The organism is Methylobacterium oryzae (assembly GCF_036441375.1).
Taxonomy (GTDB): domain Bacteria; phylum Pseudomonadota; class Alphaproteobacteria; order Rhizobiales; family Beijerinckiaceae; genus Methylobacterium; species Methylobacterium oryzae_A.
This window is the reverse complement of record NZ_MLCA01000001.1, coordinates 799,139-822,216: the sequence shown is the minus strand read 5'-3', so window position 1 is coordinate 822,216 and position 23,078 is coordinate 799,139. Positions and strand designations below refer to the sequence as shown.

Below are 23,078 nucleotides of genomic sequence, written 5' to 3'. Positions count from 1 at the left end.
CCTCCTCAGGCCGCTTCGGCCTGGCGGACTTCACGAACCACGATGGTGAGGTTCGAGAAGGGCTTCAGGATACGCGCGCCGCGGCCGCGGGCGCGGGCGTGAAAGCGCTTGAGAACCAGCGCCTTGCCCACGAAGGCCTGGGAGACGACGAGGTCGTCCACGTCCAGGTCGTGGTTGTTCTCGGCGTTGGCGATGGCGCTCTCTAGGCACTTCTTGACCTCGGTCGAGATCCGCTTGCGCGAGAACTGCAACTCGGCGAGCGCCGTGTCGACCTTCTTGCCGCGGATCATCTGCGCCACGAGGTTGAGCTTCTGCGGGCTGACGCGCAGCATGCGCGCGACGGCCTTCGCCTCGTTCTCGGGGAGCGCGCGGGGGGTGGCTTGCTTGCCCATCTCAGCGCCTCTTCGCCTTCTTGTCGGCCGCGTGGCCCGGGAAGGTGCGGGTCGGCGAGAACTCGCCGAACTTGTGCCCGACCATCTCCTCGGTGACGTAGACCGGGATGTGCTTCTGCCCGTTGTGCACACCGAAGGTGAGCCCGACGAACTGCGGGAGGATCGTGGAGCGGCGGCTCCAGATCTTGATGACCTCGGAGCGCGAGGAGCCCCGCGCCGCCTCGGCCTTCTTGAAGAGGTAGCCGTCGACGAACGGCCCCTTCCAGAGAGAGCGTGCCATAGCGATTACTTCTTGCGGTTGTGGCGGCTGGACAGGATGAACACGTCGGTCCGCTTGTTGGACCGGGTCTTCTTCCCCTTGGTGGGCACGCCCCAAGGCGTGACCGGGTTGCGGCCGCCCGAGGTGCGACCCTCGCCGCCGCCGTGCGGATGGTCGACCGGGTTCATCGCCACACCGCGGTTGTGCGGGCGCTTGCCGAGCCAACGGTTGCGCCCGGCCTTGCCGAGCGAGATGTTCATGTGGTCCGGGTTCGAGACCGCGCCGACGCTGGCGAAGCACTGACCGTGGACCAGGCGCTGCTCGCCCGAGTTCAGGCGGAGCGTCACGTAGCCCTGGTCGCGGCCCACGATCTGCGCGTAGTTGCCGGCCGAGCGGGCGATCGCGCCGCCCTTGCCGATCTTCAGCTCGACGTTGTGGACGATCGTGCCCACCGGCATCGAGCCGACCGGAGCGGCGTTGCCCGGCTTGATGTCGACGCTCTCGCCGGCCACGACCTTGTCGCCCGGCTGCAGGCGCTGCGGGGCCAGGATGTAGCTCTGCTTCCCGTCGGGGAAGTTGATCAGCGCGATGAACGCCGTCCGGTTCGGATCGTACTCGATCCGCTCCACGGTGGCGGCGACGCCGAGCTGCTCGCGACGCTTGAAGTCGACGTTGCGCAGCACGCGCTTGTGGCCACCGCCGCGGAAGCGGACGGTGATGCGGCCGAGATTGTTGCGGCCGCCGGAGGACGACTTGCCCTCCGTCAGCGCCTTCACCGGCTTGCCCTTGTAGAGCTCACGGCGGTCGACGAGCACGAGCTGGCGCAGGCTCGGCGTGACCGGTTTGAATGTCTTCAAGGCCATCGGCTTGGATCCCTAAATCCCGTCCTCAGAGCCCGGTCGTGACGTCGATCGAGTGGCCCTCGGCCAGGGTCACGATCGCCTTCTTCACGTCGGAGCGCTGTCCGCGGAGGCCGCGGAAAATCTTCTTCTTACCCTTGGTGACAAGGGTGTTCACGGCCGTGACCTTCACGTCGAACAGCTTCTCAACCGCCTCCTTGATCTGAGGCTTGGTCGCCTTGGGGGCGACGCGGAAGACGACCTTGTTCTGCTCGGTCAGGTTCGTCGCCTTCTCGGTGATGACCGGGGAGACGACGATGTCGTAGTGGCGCGGATCGGCACTCATTTGAAACGCTCCTCCAGCGCGTCGACGGCAGCCTTCGTCAGGACGAGCGTGTCGCGGCGCAGGATGTCGTAGACGTTGATGCCCTGCACGGGCAGCACGTCGATCTGCGGGATGGCGCGGGCGGCCCGGCCGAAATTCACGTCGACCTCGGCACCGCCGATGATCAGCGCGTTGGAGAGGCCCATCTTGCCGAAACGCTCGACGAGTCCCTTCGTCTTGTGATCCTCGATCTTGATGTCGTCGACGACGATCAGGGTCGAGGCCTTGGCCTTGGCCGACAGGGCGTGGCGCAGGGCCAGCGCACGGACCTTCTTGGGCAGGTCGTGGCTGTGGTCGCGCACGACCGGACCGAAGGCCCGGCCGCCACCGCGGAACTGCGGCGCCGAGGCCGCGCCGTGGCGGGCGTTACCGGTGCCCTTCTGCTTGTAGGCCTTCTTGCGGGTCCGGTTCACGTCCGAGCGGTTCTGCACGGCGTGGGTGCCGGCGCGGCGCTTGGCCAGCTGCCAGCGGACCATGCGCTGCAGGAGGTCGGCGCGCGGCTCGAGGCCGAAGATCTCTTCGTTCAGCTCGACCGAGCCGGCACCGGCGCCGTCGAGGGTTTTGATATCGAGCTTCATCACGCGGTCTCCTCAGCCGCAGGGGCCTCGGTCGCCGGAGCGGAGGCACCGTTCTCGCGGAACTTGCCCGGCAGCGGAACATCGGCGGGGAGCTTGCGCTTCACCGCGTCGCGGATCTGGATCCAGCCGCCCGCGACACCCGGAACCGCGCCCTCGACCAAGATCAGGCCGCGCTCGGGATCGGTGCGCACGACGCGCAGGTTCTGGGTCGTGACCCGCTCGACGCCGAGGTGACCCGGCATCTTCTTGTTCTTGAAGGTCTTGCCAGGGTCCTGACGGCCGCCGGTCGAACCGATCGAACGGTGCGAGATCGACACGCCGTGGGTGGCCCGCAGGCCGCCGAAGTTCCAGCGCTTGATACCGCCGGCGAAGCCCTTACCGGTGGTGGTGCCGGTCACATCCACGAACTGGCCGGGGATGAAGTGGTCCGCGGTGATCTCGGCGCCGACCGGGATCAGCGCGTCCTCGCTGACGCGGAACTCGGCGAGCTTCTTCTTCGGCTCCACCTTGGCGACCGCGAAGCGGCCCCGCTCGGCGGCCGACACGTTCTTGACCTTGGCCTTGCCGACGCCGACCTGCAGCGCGACGTAGCCGTTCTTCTCGACGGTGCGGTGGGCAACCACCTGGCACTGATCGATCTTGAGCACGGTGACGGGGACATGCTCCCCCGCGTCCGTGAAGACGCGGGTCATGCCGACCTTCTGTGCGATGACGCCTGAGCGCATAGGTTCTCTCCCTCGCGCGATGAAACGGTAAGCTCTAAGTCCTCAGCGGACTCAGAGCTTGATCTCCACGTCCACGCCAGCGGCGAGGTCGAGCTTCATCAGCGCGTCCACGGTCTGAGGCGTCGGATCGACGATATCGAGCACCCGCTTGTGCGTGCGCATCTCGAACTGCTCGCGCGACTTCTTGTCGATGTGGGGCGAGCGGTTCACGGTGAATTTGGCGATGTGCGTCGGGAGCGGGATCGGGCCGCGGATGGTCGCGCCCGTACGCTTGGCCGTGGAGACGATCTCCTTGGTCGACGCATCGAGGATGCGGTGATCGAACGCCTTGAGGCGAATGCGGATGTTCTGACCGTTCATGATCCTGGAACCTTGAGAGGGACGGCGGGGTACGCGGGGCGCTCACCCCGCCGCGCCCTGCTAAGGATGCTTGCTCGAGCTCAGTCGTTGATGGCGGCGACGACGCCGGCGCCGACGGTGCGGCCGCCCTCGCGGATGGCGAAGCGCAGCTTCTCCTCCATGGCGACCGGCACGATCAGCGCCACGTCCATGGTCACGTTGTCGCCCGGCATCACCATCTCGGTGCCCTCGGGCAGCGTGCAGATCCCGGTCACGTCCGTGGTCCGGAAGTAGAATTGCGGCCGGTAGTTGGTGAAGAACGGCGTGTGGCGGCCGCCCTCCTCCTTGGTCAGGATGTACGCCTCGGCCTTGAACTTCGAGTGCGGCTTCACCGAACCCGGAGCAGCTTGCGGAACATCTCGACGCCCGTCACCGTCGTCTTGGTGGTCGCCCGGATGCCGACGATCTCGACTTCCTCGCCCACCTTCACGATGCCGCGCTCGACGCGGCCCGTCACCACCGTGCCGCGGCCCGAGATCGAGAACACGTCCTCGATCGGCATCAGGAACGGCATGTCGATCGGGCGCTCCGGCTGCGGGATGTAGGCGTCCACCGTCGCCATCAGCGCCAGCACCGCCTCCTTGCCGATCTTCGGCTCCTTGTCCTCCAGCGCCATCAGCGCCGAGCCCTTGGTGATCGGGATGTCGTCGCCGGGGAAGTCGTACTTCGACAGGAGCTCGCGCACCTCCAGCTCGACCAGCTCCAGCAGCTCCTCGTCGTCGACCATGTCGACCTTGTTGAGGAACACCACCAGCGCCGGAACGCCGACCTGGCGGGCCAGCAGGATGTGCTCGCGGGTCTGCGGCATCGGGCCGTCGGCCGCCGACACCACCAGGATCGCGCCGTCCATCTGCGCCGCACCCGTGATCATGTTRTTCACGTAGTCGGCGTGGCCGGGGCAGTCCACGTGCGCGTAGTGGCGGTTCTGCGTCTCGTACTCCACGTGCGCCGTCGAGATCGTGATCCCGCGCGCCTTCTCCTCAGGCGCCTTGTCGATCTGGTCGTAGGCCGTGAACGTCGCCCCGCCCGTCTCGGCCAGAACCTTCGTGATCGCCGCCGTCAGAGACGTCTTGCCGTGGTCAACGTGCCCGATCGTGCCAATGTTGCAGTGCGGCTTGGTGCGGGAGAACTTTTCCTTGCCCATCAGAGCCTCCTAAATTCGATTTCGCGTTGCTGAGGAAGAGATGCTGAGGCGTGAGCCTCAGGCGTACTTGGCGATGACCTTGTCGGCCTCGCCGCGCGGCACCTCTTCGTAGTGGTCGAACTGCATCGTGAAGTTGGCGCGGCCTTGCGAGAAGGAGCGCAGCTGGTTCACGTAGCCGAACATGTTCGCCAGCGGCACCATCGCGTTGATGACGTTGGCGTTGCCGCGCATGTCCTGGCCCTGGATCTGGCCGCGGCGGGCGTTCAGGTCGCCGATGACCGAGCCGGTGTACTCCTCCGGCGAGACGACCTCGACCTTCATCACCGGCTCGAGCAGGACCGAGCCGCCCTTCTGCAGCGCCTCACGGAAGGCCGCGCGGGAGGCGATCTCGAAGGCCAGGGCCGACGAGTCCACGTCGTGGTAGGCGCCGTCGACCAGCTCGACCTTGACGTCGACCACCGGGAAGCCGGCGAGGACGCCCGCGCCGAGGACCGAGTTCAGGCCCTTCTCGACGCCGGGGATGTACTCCTTCGGCACCGCGCCGCCGACGATCTTCGACTCGAACGAGAAGCCGGCGCCCGGCTCGTTCGGCTCGACCACGAACTTCACGCGGGCGAACTGACCGGTACCGCCGGTCTGCTTCTTATGCGTGTAGTCGATCTCCTGGCGGCGGGTCAGCTTCTCGCGGTAGGCGACCTGCGGCTGGCCGATATTCGCGTCGACCTTGTAGGTGCGGCGCAGGATGTCGACCTTGATGTCCAGGTGGAGCTCGCCCATCCCCTTGAGGATGGTCTGGCCCGACTCCTGGTCGGTGGAGACGCGGAAGGACGGGTCCTCGGCGGCGAGCTTGGAGAGCGCGATGCCGAGCTTCTCCTGGTCGGCCTTCGACTTGGGCTCGACGGCGATCTCGATGACGGGCTCGGGGAACTCCATCTTCTCGAGGATCACGGCCTTCTGCGGGTCGCAGAGGGTGTCGCCCGTGCGGGTATCCTTGAGGCCGGCCAGCGCGACGATGTCGCCCGCGAAGGCCTCCTTGATGTCCTCACGGTTGTTGGCGTGCATCAGGAGCATGCGGCCGACGCGCTCCTTCTTGTCGCGCGACGAGTTCAGCACGTTGGCGCCGGTCTCGACCTTGCCGGAGTAGACGCGGCAGAAGGTGATCGTGCCGACGTGGGGATCGTCCATGATCTTGAAGGCGAGCATGGAGAAGGGATCCGAATCCGACGGGTGGCGGACGGTCTCTTCCTCGGTCTTGAAGTCGATACCCTTGATCTCGCCGCGATCGGCGGGGGAGGGCAGGTAGTCCACGACGGCGTCGAGGAGCGGCTGCACGCCCTTGTTCTTGAACGCCGAGCCGCAGAGCACCGGGTGGAAGGCGCGCAGCTGCACGGCCTTGCGCACCAGGGTACGCATGGTCGCCTCGTCCGGCTCGTTGCCGTCGAGGTAGGCGGCCATGGCCTCGTCGTCGAGCTCGACGCAGGCCTCGACCAGCTTGGTGCGGTACTCGACGGCCTGGTCCTTGAGGTCGGCCGGGATCTCGGTCTCGTCGAAGTTCGCGCCGAGCGCCTCGCCCGACCAGACGATCGCCTTCATCTTGATGAGGTCGATCACGCCCTGGAAGCTCGACTCGGCGCCGATCGGCAGCTGCAGGCAGACGGGCTTTCCGGCGACGCGGTCGATGATGTCGGCGACGCACTTGAAGAAGTCGGCGCCGATCTTGTCCATCTTGTTGACGAACACGACGCGCGGCACGTCGTACTTGTCGGCCTGACGCCACACGGTCTCGGTCTGCGGCTCGACGCCCTGGTTGCCGTCGAGCACGCACACGGCGCCGTCGAGCACGCGGAGCGAGCGCTCCACCTCGATGGTGAAGTCGACGTGGCCGGGGGTGTCGATGATGTTCAGGCGCTTGTCGCGCCAGAAGCAGGTCGTCGCAGCCGAGGTGATCGTGATGCCACGCTCCTGCTCCTGCGCCATCCAGTCCATGGTGGCGGCGCCCTCATGGACCTCGCCGATCTTGTGAGACTTTCCGGTGTAGTAGAGGATCCGCTCGGTCGTCGTGGTCTTGCCGGCATCGATGTGGGCCATGATGCCGAAGTTGCGGTAGTCCTCGATCGCGTGCGTGCGGGGCATCGAATTGCTCCTGAGAGACGGCGGAACCGCTTACCAGCGGTAGTGCGAGAAGGCGCGGTTGGCTTCCGCCATCCGGTGCGTGTCTTCCCGCTTCTTGACGGCGTTGCCGCGGTTGTTGGCGGCGTCGAGCAGCTCGGCCGAGAGGCGCTCGACCATGGTGCGGTCGTTGCGCGAGCGGGCGGCCTGAATCAGCCAGCGGATCGCGAGGGCCTGCCGGCGCTCGGTGCGGACCTCGACGGGGACCTGGTAGGTCGCGCCGCCGACGCGCCGGGAGCGGACCTCGATCATCGGGGCGACGTTGTCGAGCGCGGCGCGGAACACCTCGATCGGGTTGGCGCGGGCACGGTTCTCGACGATGTCGAAGGCGCCGTACACGATCCGCTCGGCGGTCGACTTCTTGCCCTCGTACATGATGGAGTTCATGAACTTCGTCAGCACCACGTCCCCGTACTTCGGGTCCGGGATGATCTCACGCTTCTCGGCAGAGTGGCGACGGGACATCTTCTGAGACTCTCGAACGAAAAGATCTTAAGCGCCCCGCGCAGGCCGCCTCAGCCCTGAGGCCGGCGACATCCTTGCGAGGCCGTGGAAACGCGGACCGGCGCCCGGGAAATATCCGGGCGTCCGACTTACTTCGGCCGCTTGGCGCCGTACTTCGACCGGCGCTGCTTGCGGTTCTTCACGCCCTGCGTGTCGAGCACGCCGCGCAGGATGTGGTAGCGCACGCCCGGAAGATCCTTCACGCGACCGCCGCGGATCATCACCACGGAGTGCTCCTGGAGGTTGTGACCCTCGCCCGGGATGTAGCCAATCACCTCGAAACCGTTGGTGAGGCGCACCTTGGCGACCTTCCGGAGCGCCGAGTTCGGCTTCTTCGGGGTCGTCGTGTAGACGCGGGTGCAGACGCCGCGCTTCTGCGGGCAAGCGTCAAGCGCCGGAACCTTGTTGCGGCTCCGCTGGATCTTCCGCGGCTGGGCGATCAGCTGGTTGATCGTCGGCATCCTGTGCCCTCTTCCTCGGTCACCTAGTCCGGACTGCACAGGGCAGTCCGCAAAACGAATATGCGCCGGAGGGCCTGTCACGGACCCTCGGCGCGGTGTGGGCAGAGGAGCACGCCCGAAACGAACGCGCTCGTACCTACGGATCTGACTTACAGCGTCAGGCGATTTGAACCCTCGGAGCGCGCGGGGCGATGGCGGCGGCTTCCGGGGGTATGCCCAAGGGCCGTCGGCAGCCGATGGCCGTCCGAAGTGGCGCGCTTCTAGACGCGGTTGCCCCGCAGGTCAATGCGCTCGCGGCAGAAAACTGCATCGTGGCGGAGGTTAAGGATCGGTCAAGGGCGCGCTTGGTCCTCGGGCCCGCGCGTCGGCGAGGCCGGGAAAGGTAGAGGGCGCGCGTCGGCCGTCGGTTCGAGGCAGGCGACCGCGGCGCTTCGGGAGCCGGGCCGGCGCCGGTGCGACGAGAAGATCCGAGCCGCGGCGGCCGTCTTCCATGACGGCCCGTGCTGCAGATCGCCGGTAAAACGAAATCTTTCTCCGTTGATCTCGCGTCGATCCGGAGAGGAGAATGGGCCGCTCACCGACTCATCGTTGCTGATCGGCCCCGCCCGAACCAGATCGGCGAACTGATGCCGTCGGAAATCGGGATAAGACTTCGATAATACGCTGGATCGATCGAATTTTCGCGATCCGACTCGAACCTTTCTCTCTGGATGGACATCGAACCATCGAATGGAGCTACGTGTGCGCCACCTCTTCGCCATCGCCCTCGCGGCTCTCCTGTCGGTCGGTGCCGCCCGGGCTGACCGTCTGGACGATATCAGACAGGCCGGCGTCCTCCGTGTCGCCACCTTCGACAGCAACCCACCGTTCGGCTTCGTCGATCCCGCGACGAAGCGGATCACCGGACTCGACGTCGACTACGCGCAGGCCCTCGCCGACACGCTCGGCGTCAAACTGGAGGTCCGGCCCACCAACCCGGCGAATCGGATCCCGCTGCTCATCTCCGGCAAGGTCGATCTGGTTCTGGCGAACTTCACGATCACCGAGGAGCGGGCGAAGCAGCTCGATTTCAGCATCCCGTACTTCGCCTCGGGGCAGCAGTTCCTGGCGCGGAAGGGCACCCTGTCGTCGCCCGAGCAGCTGAACGGGCTCCGGATCGGCGCCGACAAGGGCACGACCAACGAGATCGTCCTGCGTCGCGACTTCCCGAAGGCGGTTGTGGTCGCCTTCGACGACACGCCCTTCGCGTTCATGGCCCTGCGCAACGGTAATGTCCAGGCGATCACGCAGGACGGGCCGAAGCTCGTCGGATTGCTCGCCAAGGTCCCTGACCGGCAGAATTACGAGATTCCCGCCTTCAGCATCTCCAATGACTATATCGGCGTCGGCATCCCGAAGGGCGAGACGCGCCTGCGGGACCTCGTGAATGAGACCCTGCGCGGCCTGGAGGCGAGCGGCAAGGCGCCGGCGATCTACGACCGCTGGTTCGGGCCCGAGACCGAGCAGCCGCTGCCGCGCCTGTTCCGGATCGGGGACCACGGCTGACCGGGACGGAACGGCCGCGATGGCCGCGCTGTTCGGCGAACCGCTCGCGCCGCGCTACCTGGCGTGGCTGCTGCAGGGCTTCTGCGTGACCCTGACCCTGTCGGCAGCGACCTGTCTCGCCGGCACGGCGCTGGGCCTCGCGGCGTGCGGGCTCCGGGTGGCGGGCGGCCCCGCGGGACGCGGCCTCGTCACCGGCTCCGTCCGCATCGTCCGCAACACACCGCTGCTGGTGCAGCTCTTCGTCTGGTACTTCGCGGTGCCCGCCGCACTGCCGCAAAGCGTGACGGTCTGGCTCAACGCGCCGCACGTCCTGGACCTGGGGCTCGGCGCCCTGCGCTGGCCCGCCTACGAGAGCCTCGCCGGGTTCTGCGGGCTCACCCTGTACGCGGGTGCCTACATCGCCGAGGAAGTCCGCGCCGGCATCGAGGCCGTCCGGCCCACACAGCGCGAGGCGGCCCTCGCCCTCGGCCTCACACCCGCCCGGGCGTTCCGACACATCGTGCTGCCCCAGGCTCTGCGCGTCGCCTGGCTGCCGATCGTCGGCCAGTACCTCAACACGCTCAAGAACACCTCGCTGACTATGACGATCGGCCTCGCGGAGCTGTCCTACGCGTCCCGGCAGGTCGAGACCGAGACCTTCGAGACCTTCCAGGCCTTCGGCATCGCGACGCTGCTCTATGTCGGCGCCGCGGCCGCGGTGGAGGCGGCCGGGCAGATCCTCGGCCGCCGCGCCCGCCCTGCGGGCCGGCACCGATGAATCCATCGGTCATCACCGACAATCTCGGCTACCTGCTGATCGGGACGTGGCCCGACGGGCCGGTCGGCGGGTTGGCCCTGACGCTGATTCTCTCCGGCCTGTCCGGTCTGGCCTCGGCCGCGCTCGGGCTCGTCCTCGGCATCGCCCTCGCCATGAGCGCGGGCGCGGCCCGGGCGGCGCTCACCGCCGCGCTCGGCTTCCTCCGCGCCGTGCCGGTCGTGATGCTGATCTTCTGGACCTACTTCCTGCTGCCGGTCCTGCTCGGCGTGTCGGTTCCCGAGATCGGCACGGTCGCGGCGGCGCTGTCGCTCGTCGGGGGCGCCTACCTGTCCTACGGGGTTGCAGCGGGCATCGCGAGCGTCGGCCGCGGCCAGTGGGAGGCCGGCCTGGCGCTCGGCCTCGGCCGCTGGGGCACCCTGCGGTTCGTCGTCCTGCCGCAGGCGCTGCGGGCCATGGTGCCGTCCTTCGTCAACCAGTGGACCGCGCTCATCAAGGACACGTCGCTCGCCTACGTGATCGGTGTACCCGAACTCGCCTTCGTAGCGGCGCAGGTGAACAACCGCGCCATGGTCTACCCGGCCGAGATCTTCCTCTTCGTCGGTGCCGTCTACGCCGCCCTATGCGTATCCCTGGACGGGTTGGCCTCCCGGGTGACGAGGCTCGGCAAGGTACCGGCGCATCGCGCCGAGTGACGGAACGGCAGGCTCATGGTCCGATGTGCCCAGGCCGGCCCGCGGACCACGACCGATTCGCCCGAGCACACGTGCAAGGCGTACCGGATCGGGGCAGGGGCGCGCCGGCACGGTCTACGGAGAATTAAAGCGATCCATCGAATTGTCGCGCTCATCGGACGGCCAGGACGCCGCCGCAGGTTCGCGTCGAGGATATTGCGTATGGGTTGCGTCGCGGTCAGCAACGTCGTTCCGTTCCGGCGGCCCGTTCCCGCCCAGGCACCGGGCGAGCGGGAGGCGCGCAGCCGTCGCCGCAGCGAGCAGCGCGCCCTGCTCGACGCGGTCTACGCCACCGGCAGCATGGTCGTCGCCGCGGAGGATCGCGGGCTCAAGCTCACGGCCTCGCGGCTCCAGGTCTACGGCTTCCTGGCGATCGAGGAGGTGGGCGAGGACGGCCTCATGCGGCGCCTTCGTCCCTCCGAAGCGATTCGAGCCCGGTCGGAGCGGCCCTGGCGCCTGTCGAAGCCCGCCAGCGGGGCCTCGGTGACCATCCCGAGCCTCGACGGATTTCTGTTCGAGACGGCCGGCCAGCCGATCTGATCGATCCCGATCGACGCGCGACAACCGACCGGCGCGCCGACAGGCGTGCCGGTCGTTGCGCGTCGCGGGGCCCGCGCTCCGCGCCGGCACAGCGGAACCGGCCCGAGCCACAGCGCTCGCGCCGCGCGCCGGGCGCGGCGAACAGGCCCTGAGACTGGGTCTCCTCACCCGTGCGGCGGCGACGATTTAGCGCCGCTCCGCTTGCCATCACCCGCTACCCGTAGTATGCGCCCGGCCTTCGCGACATTTCCGATGGGTGCTCGCACCCCGTGAACGCGGTGACCGCGCCGGTGTCTCAAGGCACCGCCAGCGCGGTCGAACACATGAGCCGGGGACGTCAGGTCCCCATCAGGCGTCGTCCGCCGGGCAATACCGTCCGTGTGCGGAAACCCGCCTGAAACAAGGAGTCACGCACGTGATCCAGATGCAGACGAATCTGGACGTCGCCGACAACTCGGGTGCACGCCGCGTTATGTGCATCAAGGTTCTCGGCGGGTCGAAGCGCAAGTATGCCGGCGTGGGCGACGTGATCGTCGTCTCCGTCAAGGAGGCGATCCCGCGCGGTCGCGTCAAGAAGGGCGACGTCATGAAGGCGGTCGTCGTCCGCACGGCCAAGGACGTGAAGCGTGCCGACGGTTCGGTCATCCGCTTCGACAAGAACGCCGCGGTCCTGATCAACAATCAGAAGGAGCCGATCGGCACCCGTATCTTCGGACCGGTGCCGCGCGAACTCCGCGCCCGCAACCACATGAAGATCATCTCCCTGGCTCCGGAGGTGCTGTAATGGCTGCCAAGATCAAGAAGGGCGACAAGGTCGTCGTGCTCACCGGCCGCGATTCGGGCCGGTCGGGCGAGGTGATCCAGGTTCTGCCGAAGGAGGGCCGGGCCTTCGTGCGCGGCATCAACCTGGTCAAGAAGCACCAGAAGCAGACCCAGAACCAGGAGGGCGGCATCATCTCCAAGGAGGCCGCCATCCAGCTCTCGAACATCGCGGTCGCGGATGCCAACGGCAAGCCGACCCGCGTGGGTTTCCGCATCCTCGAAGACGGGCGCAAGGTCCGGTTCGCCAAGACCACGGGGGATCAGATCGATGGCTGAGGCCGACAAGAACGCCTACACCCCGCGCCTGCGCAAGCACTACGACGAGGTGGTTCGCCAGAAGCTGATCGAAGAGTTCGGCTACAAGAACCCCATGGAAGTGCCGCAGATCACCAAGATCGTGATCAACATGGGCGTCGGCGAGTCCACCGCGGACTCCAAGAAGGCCTCGGTGGCGGCGGGCGACCTCGCCCTGATCGCCGGCCAGAAGCCGGTCATCACCAAGGCCCGCAAGGCCATCGCGACCTTCAAGGTCCGCGAGGGCATGCCGATCGGCTGCAAGGTGACCCTGCGCAAGCAGCGCATGTACGAGTTCATGGACCGGCTGATCACCATCGCGCTGCCGCGCGTGCGTGACTTCCGCGGCCTGAACCCGCGCTCGTTCGACGGCCGCGGCAACTACGCCCTGGGTCTCAAGGAGCACCTGGTGTTCCCGGAGATCTCCTACGACAAGGCCGAGCAGACCTGGGGCATGGACATCGTCGTGGCGACCACCGCCAAGACCGATGCCGAGGCCAAGGCGCTGCTCGCCGCCTTCAAGTTCCCGTTCCGGCAGTGAGGCCCTCGGGTCTCAGACGCGGACACCGGAGATAGACGACATGTCGAAGAAAAGCTCAGTCGAGAAGAATGAGGCCCGCAAGGCGCTGGTGAAGCGCTTCGCGGCCAAGCGGAAGGCGCTCCTCGAGATCGCCAACAACGACGCCCTCGAGATGGAGGAGCGCTTCGAGGCGCGCCTCAAGCTCGCGGAACTGCCGCGCAACTCGTCGGCCACCCGCATCCGCAACCGTTGCGGCATGACCGGCCGTCCGCGCGCCTACTACCGCAAGATGGGCATCTCGCGCGTGGCGCTGCGCGAGCTTGGCAACCGGGGCCTGATCCCCGGCCTGGTCAAGTCGAGCTGGTAAGGAGGTCCCCATGGTCAACGATCCCGTGGGCGACATGCTCACCCGCATCCGCAACGGCCAGCTGCGCCGTCGCAACGTCGTCCAGACGCCCGGCTCGCGCCTGCGCGCCAGCGTCCTCGACGTCCTGAAGGCCGAGGGCTACATCCGCGACTACGCGGCGACGGACCTCGGCAACGGCCGCACCGAGTTCGCCATCGAGCTCAAGTACTACGACGGGCGCCCCGTGATCCGCGAGATCAAGCGCGTGTCGAAGCCGGGTCGCCGGGTCTACTCGTCGGTCGGCGAGCTGCCGCACGTGGCCGACGGCCTCGGCGTCACCATCGTCTCCACCCCGCAGGGCGTCATGGCCGACCACGAGGCGCGCGAGCGCAACGTCGGCGGTGAAGTGCTCTGCACCGTGTTCTGATCGGGACGGAGGAGGTTATCCCATGTCTCGCGTAGGCAAGAAGCCGGTCCCCGTGCCGGCCGGCGTTACCGCCACGGTCACCGGTCAGACGGTGAAGATGAAGGGCTCGAAGGGCGAGCTGTCGTTCGTCGTTCCTTCCCTCGTCAACGTGGCGATGAAGGACGGCGCCATCGAGGTGCAGCCCGTCAACCAGTCCAAGCCGGCGCGCTCCCTGTGGGGCACGTCGCGGGCGCAGATCGCCAACATCGCCGAGGGCGTGTCGAAGGGCTTCGAGAAGAAGCTCGAGATCACCGGCGTCGGCTATCGCGCCGCGATGGCCGGCAAGGCCCTCAAGCTGTCGCTCGGCTACAGCCACGACATCGAGTACGCGATCCCGGCCGGGATCACGATCGCAACCCCGAAGCCCACCGAGATCACGATCTCCGGGATCAACCGCCAGCAGGTCGGTCAGGTCGCCGCCGAGATCCGCGAATACCGCGGACCCGAGCCCTACAAGGGCAAGGGCGTGAAGTACGCGGGCGAGTTCATCTTCCGCAAGGAAGGCAAGAAGAAGTAAGGAGGGCATCATGTCTCGCAAGCTCGAAGCCCTCGATCGCCGCAAGGCGCGCGTCCGCCGCGCGCTGCGGGCCGCCGCCAACGGCCGCCCGCGGCTCTCGGTGTTCCGCTCGTCGAAGCAGATCTACGTGCAGGTCATCGACGACGTCGCCGGCAAGACGCTGGCCGCCGCCTCGTCGATCGACAAGGCCCTCAAGGGCGAACTCAAGACCGGCGCCGACGTCGCCGCCGCGACCGCGGTGGGCAAGCTCGTCGCCGAGCGCGCCAAGGCCGCGGGCGTCACGAAGGTGATCTTCGACCGCTCCGGCTACATCTACCACGGTCGCGTCAAGGCCGTGGCCGAGGCCGCCCGCGAGGGTGGCCTGGAGTTCTAAGTCACGACGGCGGGCCGGGCGGATCCTCTTCGCCCGGCAGATCCGAAACCCGATCGAGCGAGCGGCCCCGCCGGCCGCGTCAGTGAGATGGACAGGTAGACAACATGGCACGTGAACGTGAAGGCGGGGGCCGCGGCCGCCGCGACGAGCGCGAGGAGCGCGACAGCGAGTTCGTGGACAAGCTCGTCCACATCAACCGCGTCGCCAAGGTGGTGAAGGGCGGCCGTCGCTTCGGCTTCGCGGCCCTCGTCGTCGTCGGCGACCAGAAGGGCCGCGTCGGCTTCGGCCACGGCAAGGCCCGCGAGGTGCCGGAGGCGATCCGCAAGGCCACCGAGGCCGCCAAGCGCGGCCTGATCCGCGTCTCGCTCCGCGAGGGCCGGACCCTGCACCACGACGTCAACGGCCGCCACGGCGCCGGCAAGGTGATCCTCCGCGCGGCCCCGCAGGGCACCGGCATCATCGCCGGCGGTCCGATGCGCGCCGTGTTCGAGACGCTCGGCATGCAGGACGTCGTCGCCAAGTCGCTGGGCTCGTCGAACCCTTACAACCTCGTGCGCGCCACCTTCGAGGCGCTCAAGAACGAGGACAGCCCGCGCTCCGTGGCGGCCCGCCGCGGCATCAAGGTGTCGAGCCTCCAGGCCCGCCGTCGCGATGCCGACCCGGCCGACCAGTCCGAAGCCGCGGTCGCGTAAGGGGAGGGTCCGATGGCAAACAAGACTCTCCGCGTCGAGCAGATCGGGTCTCCGATCCGCCGCGAGGCCAGCCAGCGCCAGACGCTGATCGGCCTCAAGCTCAACAAGCTCCACCGCGTGTCCGAGCTGGAGGATACACCCTCCGTGCGCGGCATGATCCGCAAGGTTGCGCACCTCGTGCGCGTCCACGGCGACGTGGCGTGAGGAGGTCCCGATGAAGCTCAACCAGATCAGCGACAATCCCGGCGCCACCAAGGACCGGATGCGCGTCGGCCGGGGCATCGGCTCCGGCAAGGGCAAGACCGCGGGTCGCGGCGTCAAGGGTCAGAAGGCCCGGACCGGCGTGGCCATCAAGGGCTTCGAGGGCGGTCAGATGCCGCTGCATCGTCGCCTGCCGAAGCGCGGCTTCAACAACCTCTACGCCCAGGACCTGAACGAGGTGAACCTCGGCCGGATCCAGGAGGCCGTCGACGCCGGCAAGCTCGACAAGGCCGCCACCGTGACGGTGGAGAGCCTGGTCGCTGCCGGCATCATCGCCCGTCCCCGCGACGGCGTGAAGCTGCTCGGCGTCGGCGAGCTCACCGCGAAGCTCAGCTTCGAGGTCACCCGCGCCTCCAAGTCCGCCGTCGAGGCGGTCGAGAAGGCCGGCGGCTCGGTCAGCACCGTCTACGCCCAGGGTGCCTCCACCCGCGGCGGCAGCGAGGCGGCCACGGCCTGACGGACGCGATGGGGCGACCGCGGGACCCGTTGCACGGGCTCCGCGCAGCCTTTAAGCCGATCCTTCGAGCGGCGGCCCTGCGACCACGCGGGCCGCCGTTTTCATTTCATCCGGGTGCCGGTCGCCCGGCGACACTTCCAGGACGCGACGCTTATGGCCTCAGCCGCCGAGCAGCTTGCCGCCAATCTCAATTTCGGTGCGATCGCCAAGGCCGATGAGCTGAAGAAGCGCATCTGGTTCACCCTCGGCGCCCTCGTGGTGTTCCGGCTCGGCACGTACATCCCGATTCCCGGCATCGACCCCGAGCAGTTCGCCCGCAACTTCCAGCAGCAGTCGGGCGGCGTGCTGGGCCTGTTCAACATGTTCTCGGGCGGCGCCGTCGAGCGCATGGCGATCTTCGCCCTGAACATCATGCCCTACATCTCGGCCTCGATCATCGTGCAGCTCCTCACCTCGGTCATTCCGAGCCTGGAAGCGCTGAAGAAAGAGGGCGAGTCCGGCCGCAAGGTCATCAATCAGTATACCCGTTACCTGACGGTGGTCCTGGCGCTGGTCCAGTCCTGGGGCATCGCCATCGGCCTGCAGAGCTCCTCGGCGGCGATCGATCCGGGCCCGTTCTTCCTGGCCTCGACGGTGATCACCCTCACCGGCGGGACCCTGTTCCTCATGTGGCTCGGCGAGCAGATCACCTCGCGCGGCATCGGCAACGGCTCGTCGCTGATCATCTTCGCGGGCATCGTCGCCCACCTGCCGGTAGCGATTGCGGGCGCGCTCGAGCTCGGCCGCACAGGCGCCCTGTCCCCTGCGATCATCCTGGGCGTCGGCGTCGCCGCCGTGGCGCTCGTCTACTTCATCGTGTTCATGGAGCGGGCCCAGCGCCGGCTGCTGATCAACTACCCGAAGCGCCAGGTCGGCAACCGCATGTACGAGGGCCAGACCTCGTTCCTGCCGCTCAAGCTCAACACCTCGGGCGTGATCCCGCCGATCTTCGCCTCCTCGCTGCTGCTTCTGCCGGCCACAGCCGCGAGCTTCTCGGCCAATGGTGGCGCCACCGGCTGGCTCGGCACGGTCACGGCCTACCTTGGCCACGGCACGCCGCTGTTCATGGTGCTGTACGCGGCGCTGATCATCTTCTTCACGTTCTTCTACACCGCGGTGGTCTTCAACCCGCAGGAGACGGCCGACAACCTGAAGAAGCATGGCGGCTTCATCCCGGGCATTCGCCCCGGCGAGCGCACCGCGGCCTTCATCGACAAGGTGCTGACCCGCATCACGGTGATCGGCGCCCTGTACCTGACCCTCGTGTGCCTCTGCCCGGAGATCCTGTCGTCCTACGCGGCGGCGAGTCTCGGCTTCGGCGGGACCTCGCTGCTCATCGTGGTCTCGGTCACGATGGACACGGTCGCGCAGATCCACGGACACCTGATGGCCCACCAGTACGAGGGGCTGGTGAAGAAGGCCAAGCTGCGTGGCGCCTCGACCACGCAACGGCGGCGCTGAGCCTGCTACAGAGGCGGGCCGACTCCAAGGACACTCCCGCCTCTGGCCCAAAGGTCTGGATGCCTCGCGGGCCCGGACCGGCTAGAAAACCCCGAACCCGGCGATGCCAGGGAGGCTTCGCCACCACGGCTTGTGCCCACTGAGAGAGTGGGCCGAACGAGGACAACGCCATGCGCATCATTCTGCTCGGGCCGCCCGGTGCGGGGAAGGGGACGCAATCCGAGCGGATCGTACAGCGCTTCGGCATCCCGCAGCTCTCGACCGGTGACATGCTGCGCGCCGCGGTAGCCGCCGGCACGCCGGTCGGGCTCGAGGCCAAAGCCGTGATGGAATCCGGCGGTCTCGTCTCGGACCGGATCGTCGTCGGCATCGTCGCCGATCGGATTGAGGAGCCGGACGCGCGCCGCGGCTTCATCCTCGACGGCTTTCCGCGCACGGTCGCGCAGGCCGAGACGCTCGGCGAGATGCTGGCGAGCAAGGGAATGAGCCTCTCCGCGGTCATCGAGCTCAAGGTCGACGAGAACGCCCTGGTCGGCCGCATCGAGAGGCGCGCCGCCGAGACCCTGGCGCGCGGCCAAGCCGTGCGGAAGGACGACACCCCCGAGGTGTTCAAGCAGCGGCTCGAGGCGTACCGCGCCCAGACGGCACCGCTCTCCGCCTACTACGCGGAGAAGGGCATGCTGGAGACCATCGACGGCATGCAGCCGATCGACAAGGTGACGGCGGACCTGATGGCCGTGCTGGAGCCGCACGAGGAGCGCGTCGCCTCCTGAGGCAGTCGCGGCGCGCCGGTGAACCCGACACGCTGTCGGAGGGTTGAGGGGCGCATCCCCGATCGGAGTCGCCATGACCCTCCGTCTTCTCGCCACCGCGTCCCTGCTGCTCGCGGTGGCCGTCCCGCCATTGCCGGCCTTCGCGCAGAGCCCCGCCCAGTCCTTCGTGTACGGGCAGAAGCGATTCCGCCACGCCTGCCGGCCGCCGCTCAAATACGCGGCGGGGACATGCGTCCGCCGCTGCCCGGCGGGCTACCATACCATGAGCGGCTATTGCCGGCTGCGGAACCAGGGCTTCCGCTGAGACGGGGCCGACGCGGTTGTCGGCGCGGTCCTGAGCGCGGGCGGCCGCCTCTCGGGACTGCGGTCAGACCCGTCCTTCGCGGTGCAGGCTCCCGAAGAAGTTGACGACGTCCATCTGGAGCGACCGGTGGCCGAACAGGCGGAACGGGTAGCCCTCCGTGGTCCCGTCGCGCAGCTCGATCATCGCCGTCATCGTGTTGTAGCGGAACACCATCCGGCGCCCGGCCAAGGTTGCCCAGAGCAGGGGTGGCCCACCATCCTCACCCTGGAGCGCGACGGAGCCGGGCTCGGCCTCCGCGAGGACGCCGCCAATCACCGCCAGCGTCACGGGCGTGACCTCTTCCAGAGTCTCCTCCGCGGCGCGCAGCACCGCGTCGGCGAAGGCCCGCAGGGTCGCACCGTCGCTGGTCAGAACCGCCATCTCCGCTCCTCGATTCTCACCCTGGGGCCTCCCACCGGGCGTATGGTGGGTCGACGTCGCGGCGACCTGTCGTTGACATCGGGCCGCCCGCGCGCTAGCAGGCCCTCCTTCGTCCAACCGAACGATGGTCCGAGGTGCCCTGACAGGGGCTACCCGCGGGCCGCGTTGTCGTTTCACGCGCGCAGGGGCCGGCCTCCACCGGACGCGCGCGGCACAGGCCCGGATCCCCGGGCCTCACATGGAGAGTGATCGTGGCCCGTATCGCAGGCGTCAATATCCCGACCAACAAGCGCGTCGTCATCGCGCTCCAGTACATCCACGGCATCGGCGCCAAGAAGGCCGAGGAGATCACCCAGAAGGTGAACATCCCCGCCGAGCGTCGCGTCAACCAGCTGACCGACGCCGAGGTTCTCTCGATCCGCGAGACGATCGACCGCGACTACCTGGTCGAGGGCGACCTGCGCCGCGAAGTCTCGATGAACATCAAGCGCCTGATGGACCTGGGTGCCTATCGTGGCCTGCGTCACCGCAAGCAGCTGCCGGTCCGCGGCCAGCGCACGCACACCAACGCCCGCACCCGCAAGGGCAAGGCGAAGCCGATCGCCGGCAAGAAGAAGTAATTTTCGGATCTGGGAGGCCGGGCTTCGCTCGGCCTCCTCTCCGTCGTGTCGGTGTCCCTCGCGGATCCCGGCTCTGGCTCGGCAGCCCTGCACAAGCGCTCCGGCCAAGTCCTGAAAAGAATCCCGAGCGCCTGGTGTTACGGGCGTGCCTGAAGGAAAAGTGAGACCACAATGGCCAAGGAACCGCAACGCGTCCGCCGCCGCGAGCGCAAGAACATCGTGTCGGGCGTCGCGCACGTGAACGCCTCGTTCAACAACACGATGATCACGATTACGGACGCGCAGGGCAACACGATCTCGTGGTCGTCGGCCGGCGCGATGGGCTTCAAGGGTTCGCGCAAGTCGACCCCTTACGCCGCCCAGGTCGCCGCCGAGGATGCCGGCCGCAAGGCCGCCGAGCACGGCATGCGCACCCTCGAGGTCGAGGTTTCGGGTCCGGGTTCGGGCCGCGAGTCGGCGCTCCGGGCCCTGCAGGCGGCGGGCTTCACGGTGACCTCGATCCGCGACGTCACCTCGATCCCGCACAACGGCTGCCGGCCGCGCAAGCGCCGCCGCGTCTGATCCGGACCCGCGAAGCCTTTTGACGGAGAAGCTCATGACGGGATCGAAGCCGCTTCCGGGCGTGCTGCGTTGGAACCTCGGGGACCTCACGGTCACCGCGCTCAACGACGGCTGGTTTCAGGCCAGCCTCGATCTCGTCACAGGTATCTCCAAGGAGGAGGCCGGGCGGCTCCAGGTGGCGGGCTTCCGCACCGAGCAGCCGAGGATCACGCTGAACGCCTTCCTGATCACGGGGCCCGGCCTCAAGCCGACCCTGATCGACACGGGCTACGGCGACCTCGCGCCGGCGCCGACCCTCGGCCGGGCCGGGGCGGCGCTGGCGCTCACCGGCGTCAAGCCGGAGGAGATCGGCACGGTGCTCGTCAGCCACCTGCACCCCGACCATGTCGGCGGTCTCGTGAAGGACGGCGGGGCGCGTTACCCGAACGCCGAGATCGTACTGCACGCCGACGAGGCGGCGCACTGGCTTCCGGACGAGGCTTTGGCCAGGGCGCCGGAGGCGGCGAAGCCCTACTTCGAGGGCGCCCGCAAAGCCCTGGCGCCCTACGCTGGCAAGGTGCGCGAGCACCGGGGCGGCGAGGTTCTTCCGGGGATCACGGCGATTCATCTGCCCGGCCACACGCCGGGCCATTGCGGTTTCCGCATCGTCTCCGGTGGACAGTCGCTGATGATGTGGACCGACGTGGTGCACCTGCCGGCGATCCAGTTCAAGAACCCGGAGGCCGGCGTCGGCTTCGATGTCGACGGAGAACAGGCGCGGGAGACGCGGAAGAAGATCCTGGACGAGGTGGCCCGCGAGCGGACGCTCATCGCCGGCGGTCATCTCGAATTCCCGGCGCTGGGCTACGTGGACCGGGACGGGGCTGGCTACAGCTTCGTGCCGGTGCTGTGGGTCGGCGGCGAGTAACGGCGGACAGTCATTCAGGGACCGTTCGGGGCGCCAGGGGGCGGCACCGGACGGCCGAAGCGTGGGGACGGGCGTCGCGGATCCCGGGCAAGGACGAGAGGTAGGATCGTGGTCATTCAGAAGAATTGGCAGGAACTGATCAAGCCGAACAAGCTGCAGGTCACGACCGGCGACGACCCGAAGCGGGTCGCCACGGTCGTCGCCGAGCCGCTCGAGCGCGGCTTCGGCACGACGCTGGGCAACGCCCTGCGCCGGGTGCTCCTGTCGTCGCTCCAGGGCGCGGCCGTGACCTCGGTGCAGATCGACGGCGTGCTGCACGAGTTCTCGTCGATCCCGGGCGTGCGTGAGGACGTCACCGACATCGTCCTCAACATCAAGACCATCGCGATCCGCTCGCAGACGGACGCGCCGAAGCGCATGACCCTGCGTAAGACCGGCCCGGGCCTCGTCACTGCCGGCGACATCGGCACGGTCGGCGACATCCAGATCCTGAACCCCGACCTCGTGATCTGCACGCTCGACGACGGCGCCGAGATCCGCATGGAGTTCACGGTCGCCACCGGCAAGGGCTACGTCCCGGCCGAGCGCAACCGCCCCGAGGACGCTCCGATCGGCCTCATCCCGGTCGACTCGCTGTTCTCGCCGGTCACCAAGGTCAGCTACCGCGTCGAGACGACCCGCGAGGGCCAGGATCTCGACAAGGACAAGCTGACCATGACGGTTGAGACCAACGGCGCGGTCTCGCCGGAGGACGCGCTCGCCTACGCCGCGCGCATCATCCAGGACCAGCTGCAGGTCTTCGTGAACTTCGAGGATCCGCGCAAGGAAGAGGCCGCGCCGCTCGCGCCGCAGCTGCCCTTCAACCCGGCGCTGCTCAAGAAGGTCGACGAGCTGGAGCTGTCGGTCCGCTCGGCGAACTGCCTGAAGAACGACAACATCGTCTACATCGGCGACCTCATCCAGAAGTCCGAGGGCGAGATGCTGCGGACGCCGAATTTCGGCCGCAAGTCGCTCAACGAAATCAAGGAAGTGCTCGCCGGCATGGGCCTGCACCTCGGCATGGACATCCCCGGCTGGCCGCCGGAGAACATCGAGGACCTCGCCAAGCGCTTCGAGGAGCACTACTGAGGCGCAACCGCCTCGGGCTGAACGTCGCGGCGTCGCACGGCGCCGCCTGATCGGCCCCTCCAATCTCGGGACGTCGCGGATACGACGCGACGTCCCGTCAGAATCCCGCCGCGGGGTCAAGCGGAAGCAACGGCCTCGATGAGGCACCCGGCCGTACCGTGGCACGGCGGCCGAGATGAGAAGGAAGCCAGCACATGCGTCACGCCTACCGCGGCCGCCGTTTCAATCGCACCGCCGAGCATCGCAAGGCGATGTTCGCCAACATGTCCGCCGCGCTGATCAAGCACGAGCAGATCATCACCACCCTGCCGAAGGCGAAGGACCTGCGTCCGGTCGTCGAGAAGCTGATCACGCTGGGCCGGATCGACAGCGTGCACACCCGCCGCCTCGCCATGGCGCAGCTGCGCGACGCCGACATGGTCAAGAAGCTCTTCACCGTGCTCGGCCCGCGCTACAAGGGTCGTCCCGGCGGCTACTGCCGGATCATGAAGGCCGGCTTCCGCCAGGGCGACAACGCCCCGCTCGCCGTGATCGAGTTCGTCGACCGCGACGTCGATGCCCGCGGCAAGGATTCCGGTCCGAGCCAGGTCTCCGAAGCCGCCTGATCGGCACGGAGCGCCCCGTCGCTCCTAGTCTTTGAGAAGCCGTCCCGGACCCTCCGGGGCGGCTTCTCGCGTTTCGGCTCCTCG

33 protein-coding genes and 1 pseudogene are annotated in these 23,078 nt (G+C 67.9%); 22 read left to right on the top strand and 12 right to left on the bottom strand.

Annotation, left to right across the window (positions count from 1 at the left end; genetic code table 11):
- Window positions 1–5: 5 nt before the first annotated feature.
- The 11 genes and pseudogenes from rplV to rpsL form a co-directional block, all read right to left on the bottom strand.
- A complete protein-coding gene (gene rplV, locus MOTC310_RS03940) occupies window positions 6–392 on the bottom strand; it encodes a 50S ribosomal protein L22 (protein ID WP_012319191.1) in 387 nt (128 codons plus the stop codon).
- Window position 393: 1 nt separating this feature from the next.
- Window positions 394–672, bottom strand: a complete 279-nt coding sequence (gene rpsS, locus MOTC310_RS03935) for a 30S ribosomal protein S19 (RefSeq protein ID WP_012319190.1) — start codon at window positions 670–672, stop codon at window positions 394–396.
- 5 nt (window positions 673–677) lie between these two features.
- Complete coding sequence (rplB, locus tag MOTC310_RS03930; RefSeq protein WP_020094256.1) at window positions 678–1,514, bottom strand: 50S ribosomal protein L2; 837 nt, start codon at window positions 1,512–1,514, stop codon at window positions 678–680.
- Between the two features lie 25 nt (window positions 1,515–1,539).
- On the bottom strand, window positions 1,540–1,836 hold the full coding sequence (locus tag MOTC310_RS03925; protein ID WP_020094257.1) for a 50S ribosomal protein L23: 297 nt from the start codon (window positions 1,834–1,836) through the stop codon (window positions 1,540–1,542).
- A complete protein-coding gene (rplD, locus tag MOTC310_RS03920; protein WP_331289780.1) occupies window positions 1,833–2,453 on the bottom strand; it encodes a 50S ribosomal protein L4 in 621 nt (206 codons plus the stop codon). Before rplD ends, MOTC310_RS03925 begins: the two co-directional genes overlap by 4 nt.
- Complete coding sequence (gene rplC, locus MOTC310_RS03915; protein WP_020094259.1) at window positions 2,453–3,178, bottom strand: 50S ribosomal protein L3; 726 nt, start codon at window positions 3,176–3,178, stop codon at window positions 2,453–2,455. The genes rplD and rplC overlap by 1 nt, the downstream gene beginning before the upstream one ends.
- 51 nt (window positions 3,179–3,229) lie before the next feature.
- The gene (rpsJ, locus tag MOTC310_RS03910; RefSeq protein WP_007569268.1) at window positions 3,230–3,538 is read right to left on the bottom strand and encodes a 30S ribosomal protein S10; all 309 of its coding nucleotides are present in this window, start codon (window positions 3,536–3,538) and stop codon (window positions 3,230–3,232) included.
- An 80-nt stretch (window positions 3,539–3,618) separates the two neighbouring features.
- Window positions 3,619–4,721 (bottom strand): annotated as a pseudogene (locus tag MOTC310_RS03905) (elongation factor Tu).
- A 57-nt stretch (window positions 4,722–4,778) separates the two neighbouring features.
- Window positions 4,779–6,854: an elongation factor G gene (fusA, locus tag MOTC310_RS03900; RefSeq protein ID WP_331289779.1), complete on the bottom strand. Its 2,076-nt coding sequence runs from the start codon at window positions 6,852–6,854 to the stop codon at window positions 4,779–4,781.
- A gap of 30 nt (window positions 6,855–6,884) precedes the next feature.
- Entirely contained in the window at window positions 6,885–7,355 is a 471-nt protein-coding gene (gene rpsG / locus MOTC310_RS03895) for a 30S ribosomal protein S7 (RefSeq protein WP_012319183.1), read from the bottom strand.
- A 128-nt stretch (window positions 7,356–7,483) separates the two neighbouring features.
- Window positions 7,484–7,855 carry a 30S ribosomal protein S12 gene (gene rpsL, locus MOTC310_RS03890; protein WP_007557568.1) on the bottom strand — a complete coding sequence of 124 codons (372 nt, stop codon included), beginning with the start codon at window positions 7,853–7,855 and terminating at the stop codon, window positions 7,484–7,486.
- A gap of 741 nt (window positions 7,856–8,596) precedes the next feature.
- Here rpsL and MOTC310_RS03885 point away from each other — a divergent pair.
- From MOTC310_RS03885 to MOTC310_RS03805, 17 genes are all read left to right on the top strand, one after another.
- Window positions 8,597–9,400, top strand: coding sequence for an ABC transporter substrate-binding protein (locus MOTC310_RS03885; RefSeq protein ID WP_331300860.1), 804 nt, complete (start codon window positions 8,597–8,599; stop codon window positions 9,398–9,400).
- A gap of 19 nt (window positions 9,401–9,419) precedes the next feature.
- A complete protein-coding gene (locus MOTC310_RS03880; RefSeq protein WP_331300859.1) occupies window positions 9,420–10,157 on the top strand; it encodes an amino acid ABC transporter permease in 738 nt (245 codons plus the stop codon).
- Window positions 10,154–10,849 carry an amino acid ABC transporter permease gene (locus tag MOTC310_RS03875; protein ID WP_331300858.1) on the top strand — a complete coding sequence of 232 codons (696 nt, stop codon included), beginning with the start codon at window positions 10,154–10,156 and terminating at the stop codon, window positions 10,847–10,849. The genes MOTC310_RS03880 and MOTC310_RS03875 overlap by 4 nt, the downstream gene beginning before the upstream one ends.
- Window positions 10,850–11,050: 201 nt before the next feature.
- A complete protein-coding gene (locus MOTC310_RS03870) occupies window positions 11,051–11,428 on the top strand; it encodes a hypothetical protein (protein ID WP_331289775.1) in 378 nt (125 codons plus the stop codon).
- 415 nt (window positions 11,429–11,843) lie between these two features.
- A complete protein-coding gene (rplN, locus tag MOTC310_RS03865) occupies window positions 11,844–12,212 on the top strand; it encodes a 50S ribosomal protein L14 (protein ID WP_010686182.1) in 369 nt (122 codons plus the stop codon).
- Window positions 12,212–12,526 (top strand): 50S ribosomal protein L24, encoded by a 315-nt coding sequence (gene rplX / locus MOTC310_RS03860; RefSeq protein WP_012319178.1) that lies wholly within the window; start codon window positions 12,212–12,214, stop codon window positions 12,524–12,526. The genes rplN and rplX overlap by 1 nt, the downstream gene beginning before the upstream one ends.
- Window positions 12,519–13,085 (top strand): 50S ribosomal protein L5, encoded by a 567-nt coding sequence (rplE, locus tag MOTC310_RS03855; protein WP_331289774.1) that lies wholly within the window; start codon window positions 12,519–12,521, stop codon window positions 13,083–13,085. The genes rplX and rplE overlap by 8 nt, the downstream gene beginning before the upstream one ends.
- Window positions 13,086–13,125: 40 nt before the next feature.
- Window positions 13,126–13,431 (top strand): 30S ribosomal protein S14, encoded by a 306-nt coding sequence (gene rpsN / locus MOTC310_RS03850; protein WP_010686179.1) that lies wholly within the window; start codon window positions 13,126–13,128, stop codon window positions 13,429–13,431.
- 10 nt (window positions 13,432–13,441) lie between these two features.
- Window positions 13,442–13,837, top strand: coding sequence for a 30S ribosomal protein S8 (rpsH, locus tag MOTC310_RS03845; RefSeq protein ID WP_012319176.1), 396 nt, complete (start codon window positions 13,442–13,444; stop codon window positions 13,835–13,837).
- Window positions 13,838–13,859: 22 nt separating this feature from the next.
- On the top strand, window positions 13,860–14,393 hold the full coding sequence (gene rplF, locus MOTC310_RS03840; protein ID WP_331300857.1) for a 50S ribosomal protein L6: 534 nt from the start codon (window positions 13,860–13,862) through the stop codon (window positions 14,391–14,393).
- A 10-nt stretch (window positions 14,394–14,403) separates the two neighbouring features.
- A complete protein-coding gene (gene rplR, locus MOTC310_RS03835) occupies window positions 14,404–14,766 on the top strand; it encodes a 50S ribosomal protein L18 (protein WP_331300856.1) in 363 nt (120 codons plus the stop codon).
- A 104-nt stretch (window positions 14,767–14,870) separates the two neighbouring features.
- On the top strand, window positions 14,871–15,458 hold the full coding sequence (rpsE, locus tag MOTC310_RS03830; RefSeq protein WP_007557588.1) for a 30S ribosomal protein S5: 588 nt from the start codon (window positions 14,871–14,873) through the stop codon (window positions 15,456–15,458).
- A gap of 12 nt (window positions 15,459–15,470) precedes the next feature.
- Entirely contained in the window at window positions 15,471–15,662 is a 192-nt protein-coding gene (rpmD, locus tag MOTC310_RS03825; protein WP_161392858.1) for a 50S ribosomal protein L30, read from the top strand.
- Window positions 15,663–15,672: 10 nt separating this feature from the next.
- Window positions 15,673–16,176 (top strand): 50S ribosomal protein L15, encoded by a 504-nt coding sequence (gene rplO / locus MOTC310_RS03820; RefSeq protein WP_192711549.1) that lies wholly within the window; start codon window positions 15,673–15,675, stop codon window positions 16,174–16,176.
- Window positions 16,177–16,329: 153 nt separating this feature from the next.
- Window positions 16,330–17,676 (top strand): preprotein translocase subunit SecY, encoded by a 1,347-nt coding sequence (gene secY / locus MOTC310_RS03815; protein WP_331289772.1) that lies wholly within the window; start codon window positions 16,330–16,332, stop codon window positions 17,674–17,676.
- 170 nt (window positions 17,677–17,846) lie between these two features.
- Window positions 17,847–18,449, top strand: a complete 603-nt coding sequence (locus MOTC310_RS03810; RefSeq protein WP_331300855.1) for an adenylate kinase — start codon at window positions 17,847–17,849, stop codon at window positions 18,447–18,449.
- Between the two features lie 73 nt (window positions 18,450–18,522).
- Window positions 18,523–18,753: a hypothetical protein gene (locus MOTC310_RS03805; protein WP_331300854.1), complete on the top strand. Its 231-nt coding sequence runs from the start codon at window positions 18,523–18,525 to the stop codon at window positions 18,751–18,753.
- A 63-nt stretch (window positions 18,754–18,816) separates the two neighbouring features.
- On the opposite strand, the gene MOTC310_RS03800 is transcribed toward MOTC310_RS03805, so the two are convergent.
- Window positions 18,817–19,173 (bottom strand): hypothetical protein, encoded by a 357-nt coding sequence (locus tag MOTC310_RS03800; protein WP_331300853.1) that lies wholly within the window; start codon window positions 19,171–19,173, stop codon window positions 18,817–18,819.
- Window positions 19,174–19,424: 251 nt separating this feature from the next.
- Here MOTC310_RS03800 and rpsM point away from each other — a divergent pair, with 251 nt between their 5' ends.
- The 5 genes from rpsM to rplQ all read left to right on the top strand — a co-directional run bounded on the left by rpsM (window position 19,425) and on the right by rplQ (window position 22,994).
- A complete protein-coding gene (rpsM, locus tag MOTC310_RS03795) occupies window positions 19,425–19,793 on the top strand; it encodes a 30S ribosomal protein S13 (protein ID WP_010686168.1) in 369 nt (122 codons plus the stop codon).
- Window positions 19,794–19,964: 171 nt separating this feature from the next.
- Entirely contained in the window at window positions 19,965–20,354 is a 390-nt protein-coding gene (gene rpsK / locus MOTC310_RS03790) for a 30S ribosomal protein S11 (RefSeq protein ID WP_010686167.1), read from the top strand.
- Between the two features lie 34 nt (window positions 20,355–20,388).
- On the top strand, window positions 20,389–21,261 hold the full coding sequence (locus MOTC310_RS03785) for an MBL fold metallo-hydrolase (protein ID WP_331300852.1): 873 nt from the start codon (window positions 20,389–20,391) through the stop codon (window positions 21,259–21,261).
- A gap of 108 nt (window positions 21,262–21,369) precedes the next feature.
- Complete coding sequence (locus tag MOTC310_RS03780; RefSeq protein ID WP_010686165.1) at window positions 21,370–22,389, top strand: DNA-directed RNA polymerase subunit alpha; 1,020 nt, start codon at window positions 21,370–21,372, stop codon at window positions 22,387–22,389.
- 194 nt (window positions 22,390–22,583) lie between these two features.
- Window positions 22,584–22,994, top strand: a complete 411-nt coding sequence (rplQ, locus tag MOTC310_RS03775) for a 50S ribosomal protein L17 (RefSeq protein ID WP_331300851.1) — start codon at window positions 22,584–22,586, stop codon at window positions 22,992–22,994.
- Window positions 22,995–23,078: the final 84 nt, after the last annotated feature.

What these genes read in the sequence shown, in the direction of transcription:
- rplV (WP_012319191.1), bottom strand. Translation starts at nt 392, where the DNA reads ATGGGCAAGCAAGCCACCCCCCGCGCGCTCCCCGAGAACGAGGCGAAG.
- rpsS (WP_012319190.1), bottom strand. Translation starts at nt 672, where the DNA reads ATGGCACGCTCTCTCTGGAAGGGGCCGTTCGTCGACGGCTACCTCTTC.
- rplB (WP_020094256.1), bottom strand. Translation starts at nt 1,514, where the DNA reads ATGGCCTTGAAGACATTCAAACCGGTCACGCCGAGCCTGCGCCAGCTC.
- MOTC310_RS03925 (WP_020094257.1), bottom strand. Translation starts at nt 1,836, where the DNA reads ATGAGTGCCGATCCGCGCCACTACGACATCGTCGTCTCCCCGGTCATC.
- rplD (WP_331289780.1), bottom strand. Translation starts at nt 2,453, where the DNA reads ATGAAGCTCGATATCAAAACCCTCGACGGCGCCGGTGCCGGCTCGGTC.
- rplC (WP_020094259.1), bottom strand. Translation starts at nt 3,178, where the DNA reads ATGCGCTCAGGCGTCATCGCACAGAAGGTCGGCATGACCCGCGTCTTC.
- rpsJ (WP_007569268.1), bottom strand. Translation starts at nt 3,538, where the DNA reads ATGAACGGTCAGAACATCCGCATTCGCCTCAAGGCGTTCGATCACCGC.
- fusA (WP_331289779.1), bottom strand. Translation starts at nt 6,854, where the DNA reads ATGCCCCGCACGCACGCGATCGAGGACTACCGCAACTTCGGCATCATG.
- rpsG (WP_012319183.1), bottom strand. Translation starts at nt 7,355, where the DNA reads ATGTCCCGTCGCCACTCTGCCGAGAAGCGTGAGATCATCCCGGACCCG.
- rpsL (WP_007557568.1), bottom strand. Translation starts at nt 7,855, where the DNA reads ATGCCGACGATCAACCAGCTGATCGCCCAGCCGCGGAAGATCCAGCGG.
- MOTC310_RS03880 (WP_331300859.1), top strand. Translation starts at nt 9,420, where the DNA reads ATGGCCGCGCTGTTCGGCGAACCGCTCGCGCCGCGCTACCTGGCGTGG.
- MOTC310_RS03875 (WP_331300858.1), top strand. Translation starts at nt 10,154, where the DNA reads ATGAATCCATCGGTCATCACCGACAATCTCGGCTACCTGCTGATCGGG.
- MOTC310_RS03870 (WP_331289775.1), top strand. Translation starts at nt 11,051, where the DNA reads ATGGGTTGCGTCGCGGTCAGCAACGTCGTTCCGTTCCGGCGGCCCGTT.
- rplX (WP_012319178.1), top strand. Translation starts at nt 12,212, where the DNA reads ATGGCTGCCAAGATCAAGAAGGGCGACAAGGTCGTCGTGCTCACCGGC.
- rplE (WP_331289774.1), top strand. Translation starts at nt 12,519, where the DNA reads ATGGCTGAGGCCGACAAGAACGCCTACACCCCGCGCCTGCGCAAGCAC.
- rpsN (WP_010686179.1), top strand. Translation starts at nt 13,126, where the DNA reads ATGTCGAAGAAAAGCTCAGTCGAGAAGAATGAGGCCCGCAAGGCGCTG.
- rpsH (WP_012319176.1), top strand. Translation starts at nt 13,442, where the DNA reads ATGGTCAACGATCCCGTGGGCGACATGCTCACCCGCATCCGCAACGGC.
- rplF (WP_331300857.1), top strand. Translation starts at nt 13,860, where the DNA reads ATGTCTCGCGTAGGCAAGAAGCCGGTCCCCGTGCCGGCCGGCGTTACC.
- rplR (WP_331300856.1), top strand. Translation starts at nt 14,404, where the DNA reads ATGTCTCGCAAGCTCGAAGCCCTCGATCGCCGCAAGGCGCGCGTCCGC.
- rpsE (WP_007557588.1), top strand. Translation starts at nt 14,871, where the DNA reads ATGGCACGTGAACGTGAAGGCGGGGGCCGCGGCCGCCGCGACGAGCGC.
- rpmD (WP_161392858.1), top strand. Translation starts at nt 15,471, where the DNA reads ATGGCAAACAAGACTCTCCGCGTCGAGCAGATCGGGTCTCCGATCCGC.
- rplO (WP_192711549.1), top strand. Translation starts at nt 15,673, where the DNA reads ATGAAGCTCAACCAGATCAGCGACAATCCCGGCGCCACCAAGGACCGG.
- secY (WP_331289772.1), top strand. Translation starts at nt 16,330, where the DNA reads ATGGCCTCAGCCGCCGAGCAGCTTGCCGCCAATCTCAATTTCGGTGCG.
- MOTC310_RS03810 (WP_331300855.1), top strand. Translation starts at nt 17,847, where the DNA reads ATGCGCATCATTCTGCTCGGGCCGCCCGGTGCGGGGAAGGGGACGCAA.
- MOTC310_RS03805 (WP_331300854.1), top strand. Translation starts at nt 18,523, where the DNA reads ATGACCCTCCGTCTTCTCGCCACCGCGTCCCTGCTGCTCGCGGTGGCC.
- MOTC310_RS03800 (WP_331300853.1), bottom strand. Translation starts at nt 19,173, where the DNA reads ATGGCGGTTCTGACCAGCGACGGTGCGACCCTGCGGGCCTTCGCCGAC.
- rpsK (WP_010686167.1), top strand. Translation starts at nt 19,965, where the DNA reads ATGGCCAAGGAACCGCAACGCGTCCGCCGCCGCGAGCGCAAGAACATC.
- MOTC310_RS03785 (WP_331300852.1), top strand. Translation starts at nt 20,389, where the DNA reads ATGACGGGATCGAAGCCGCTTCCGGGCGTGCTGCGTTGGAACCTCGGG.
- rplQ (WP_331300851.1), top strand. Translation starts at nt 22,584, where the DNA reads ATGCGTCACGCCTACCGCGGCCGCCGTTTCAATCGCACCGCCGAGCAT.